This window comes from Mycobacterium sp. 1165178.9, assembly GCF_001673555.1.
In the GTDB taxonomy this organism is placed as follows: domain Bacteria; phylum Actinomycetota; class Actinomycetes; order Mycobacteriales; family Mycobacteriaceae; genus Mycobacterium.
In genome coordinates this window covers 1-3,552 of sequence record NZ_LZMB01000343.1, presented here as the reverse complement: position 1 = coordinate 3,552, position 3,552 = coordinate 1, and the positions used below count along the sequence as shown (strand labels likewise).

Genomic DNA, 3,552 nt, shown 5'->3' with positions numbered 1-3,552 from the left:
CCGGAACTTGTCTCGACGCTGACCTCGGTCACGGTTAGTAAATGTAGCCTAACCTATGTAGCTGTGCGCAACCGATTCAGCGAACTGTTCCTCGATTGCCGCATTCGGACAGAACGCTCGCGGAGTTGAAGCGCCGGCCAGTCGGGCCCAGCGCCTAGCAGCGCGGCAACGCGCTGACGATGTCCACTTGTTTGCGCAGCTAAAGCCGACTGCGCTGCGCCGTCCAGGTGTGTAACCGCGGCCGGACGTGAGGCTCGCAACTCGAAGTGTTTCCCGATCGTTTGCGTGGCGGCAGCACAACGGGCTGCTCCGGCAGCCAGACTCTTTCTTGGCTCGCTGCCCGCGAAGGATCCGCCGGATTGGAGGAACGGGCGGCGGAGGCGAATCACGACGCATTACTCGCCGCGGCCAAGCTGTCGACAACGCACCAAAAAAGGGGCCGGCGTCCCGCCGTCGCTCGTCAGATTGGCGCGTTGACCAGTATTGACTCCACAGTAAATGCACAGCAGTTTTACACCAAACTGGTGGCGTGCCGCCGAGCCGAACGCATGACTGTTTTCGCCGCAGAAATACGGTCCTGAACAGCGATTTTGTGGATCTTTGCCGGACGACAGGGCTCCCGTTTCCCTGTGCGTGTTCGACTGGCGGCGAGTCAGCGGTGCGGATAGTTTCTTGACGGTCGTCGGGATGTTTCGTGGTTGCTCCGCTTGCGGACGGTGCTTCCCCAGATCAGCGCTCTAATCAACGGAGGCATTGATGCTGCATGAGTTCTGGCACAACTTCACCCATAACTTATTCAAGCCGCTTCTGCTGTTCTTTTACTTCGGGTTCCTGATTCCGATTCTCAAGGTGCGGTTCGAATTCCCCTACGTCATCTATCAGGGATTGACGATGTATCTGTTGCTGGCCATCGGCTGGCACGGCGGGGAAGAACTCGCACAGGTCAGTGCGTCGAGCGTCGGGGCCATCGTCGGCTTCATGATTCTGGGCTTCGTGCTGAACTGTCTGATCGGCGGCATGGCCTACCTGGGGCTTAGCCGCCTCAAATCCCTACGAAAAGTCGACCGCGCCACCATCGCCGGCTATTACGGGTCGGACTCGGCGGGAACCTTTGCCACCTGCGTGGCTGTCCTGGCCGCGGTTAACGTCGCTTTCAACGCCTACATGCCGGTGATGCTGGCGGTGATGGAGATTCCGGGCTGCTTGGTCGCGCTGTATTTCGTGGCCCGACTCCGCCATCGCGGCATGGACTCCGCCGGCTACATGCCCGACGAGGCCGGCTACACGCCGCCCGTCAAGGTCGGAGTCGGACCCGGCACCCCCGCGCGTCCTCCGCAAGGCCAGAGTCTCGAGAGGCAGGAGGAAGCCGCCATCGAGCAGGAGCTGGAGCTCTCGCTGGAAAAGCTGGAGCACCCGGATTTGGAGCCCGAGCCGAAGCCTGCGCGCACCAGGGGCAAGAGGGCGCCCATTTTTTCGCGGGAGCTCTTTCAGGAGGTCTTCCTCAATCCCGGCCTGGTCCTGTTGATGGGCGGCATCATCATCGGCCTCGTCAGCGGACTGCAGGGACAGAAGGTCGTCGCCGACGACGACAAATTCTTCGTGCTGGCGTTCCAGGGCGTGCTCTGCCTGTTCCTGCTGGAGATGGGGATGACGGCGTCGCGCAAGTTGAAGGACCTTCGCACCGCGGGTCCCGGTTTCATCGTCTTCGGCCTGGTGGCGCCCAATGTCTTTGCGACACTGGGCATTATCGTCGCCTGCAGCTACGCGTCGCTGACCCACACCGACTTCAAGACCGGAACCTACGTATTGTTCGCGGTCCTTTGCGGTGCGGCGTCCTACATCGCCGTCCCCGCGGTGCAGCGCCTGGCGATCCCCGAGGCGAGCCCCACGCTGCCGCTGGCCGCGTCCCTGGGCCTGACCTTCTCCTACAACGTCACCGTGGGGATTCCGCTTTACATCGAGATCGCCCGCGCCTTCCAGCACTGGTTCGGCGTCTGACCACACGGACAACGTCGCTACCCCAATAGCGTTCGCACCACCGCGTCGGCCAACAGCCGTCCGCGCGGAGTCAGGACAAGCGTGTCCCCGTCGGACACCAACAACCCGTCGGCAACCACACCCCGGGCGCGGTCGCGCTCGGCGGCGCTCAGCAGATCAACTGGAAGGCCTTGGCGCAGCCGAGTTTTCAGCAGCACATCCTCGGTGTGCAAGGCGTCGGCATCGAGCTGCTCGAAGCCGGCCACCGGCAGCGACGCGGCACTCAACCTCTCCGCATAAGTGTTGGGATGCTTGACATTCCACCAGCGCGTCGTACCGACGTACCCGTGCGCTCCCGGCCCCGCGCCCCACCACTGGCCGCCGTCCCAATAGCCGAGATTGTGCCGGCACTCACCGCCGGGCCGCGACCAGTTGGACACTTCGTACCAGGACAGTCCCGCCCGCGACAGTCGCGCATCCACCAATTCGTAGCGGTGAGCCAACACGTCGTCATCGGGTGCGGCCAGTTCGCCGCGCCGCACTCGCCGCGCCAGCGCCGTGCCTTCCTCGACGACCAGCGCATAGGCGGACACGTGATCTACGCCGGTCTCGATCGCGGTGTCGACCGAGCACAACAGGTCATCGTCGGACTCCCCCGGAGTTCCGTAGATCAAATCGAGGCTGACGTGCTCAAAACCCGCCGCCAACGCTTCGCGGGCCGCGGCGGCCGACCGGTTCGGTGTATGGATGCGGTCAAGGACGCCCAAGACCTTCGGCGCCACCGACTGCATCCCCAGCGATACCCGGGTGTAGCCGGCCGCCCGGATGGCATCAAAGAAATCGGGCCATGCTGACTCGGGATTGGCTTCGGTGGTGACCTCGGCATCGGGGGCCAGCGTGAAGTGCTGGCGCACCATGCCCAGCAGCGTCGCCATCCGCGGTCCCCCGAGCAGCGAGGGCGTCCCGCCACCGACAAAGACGGTGTTCACCCGCGGCGCCTGCAGCCTCGCGGCCGCCAGTTCCAGCTCCGTCCCCAGCGCGCTGAGCCAGGCGTCCGGATTGACGCCACCCAGCTCGGCCGGGGTGTAGGTGTTGAAATCGCAGTAGCCGCAACGGGTTATGCAGAACGGCACATGCACATAGAGGCCGAACGGCCGCGCGGCGACCAACCGGACGTCGGGCAGGTCGACTGGTGCCTCGCGAATGGCCATGCCAAATGATCCCACGACGAAAGGGTTGGCTTTGGGTCGTCGGTTCGGTTGCGACGCCCACCCGCGCACAGCGCGGGTCACCTTGAACGAATAAGGGTTTGCGAGTGCGATTTACCAGAATTGCCCGGAATTTTTAATCACCGTGAGCCGAGATTTGACCTGCTCGCATGGCCCTTCGGCATCCGTGGCACAATGGTGGCGTGACTGTCGCCCAGCCCAGCCCGCGCATAGTGCTCGTGGCGCGACGGCACATCGATCTCAAGCGCGTTTGCAGCTGTATCTGTCTGCCTTGACGTGGTAGACCCAGGCCCCCTGTGTCTCCAGCTGGCCGACGGTTCCGTGCCGCCCAGAAGTGCCGGTGAAC

Annotated in this window: 3 protein-coding genes; 2 read left to right on the top strand and 1 reads right to left on the bottom strand. The window is 63.8% G+C overall.

Annotation, left to right across the window (positions count from 1 at the left end):
• Positions 1-756 precede the first annotated feature (756 nt).
• Positions 757-1,998, top strand: coding sequence for a sodium-dependent bicarbonate transport family permease (locus A5652_RS14895; protein ID WP_067352609.1), 1,242 nt, complete (start codon positions 757-759; stop codon positions 1,996-1,998).
• Between the two features lie 17 nt (positions 1,999-2,015).
• Here the strand turns inward: A5652_RS14895 and hemW are convergent, their stop codons facing one another.
• Entirely contained in the window at positions 2,016-3,188 is a 1,173-nt protein-coding gene (gene hemW / locus A5652_RS14890) for a radical SAM family heme chaperone HemW (protein ID WP_067352606.1), read from the bottom strand.
• Between the two features lie 167 nt (positions 3,189-3,355).
• On the opposite strand from hemW, the gene A5652_RS29165 reads away from it, so the two are divergent.
• Positions 3,356-3,481: an Ms4527A family Cys-rich leader peptide gene (locus A5652_RS29165; protein ID WP_369805799.1), complete on the top strand. Its 126-nt coding sequence runs from the start codon at positions 3,356-3,358 to the stop codon at positions 3,479-3,481.
• The last annotated feature ends 71 nt before the right edge of the window (positions 3,482-3,552 follow it).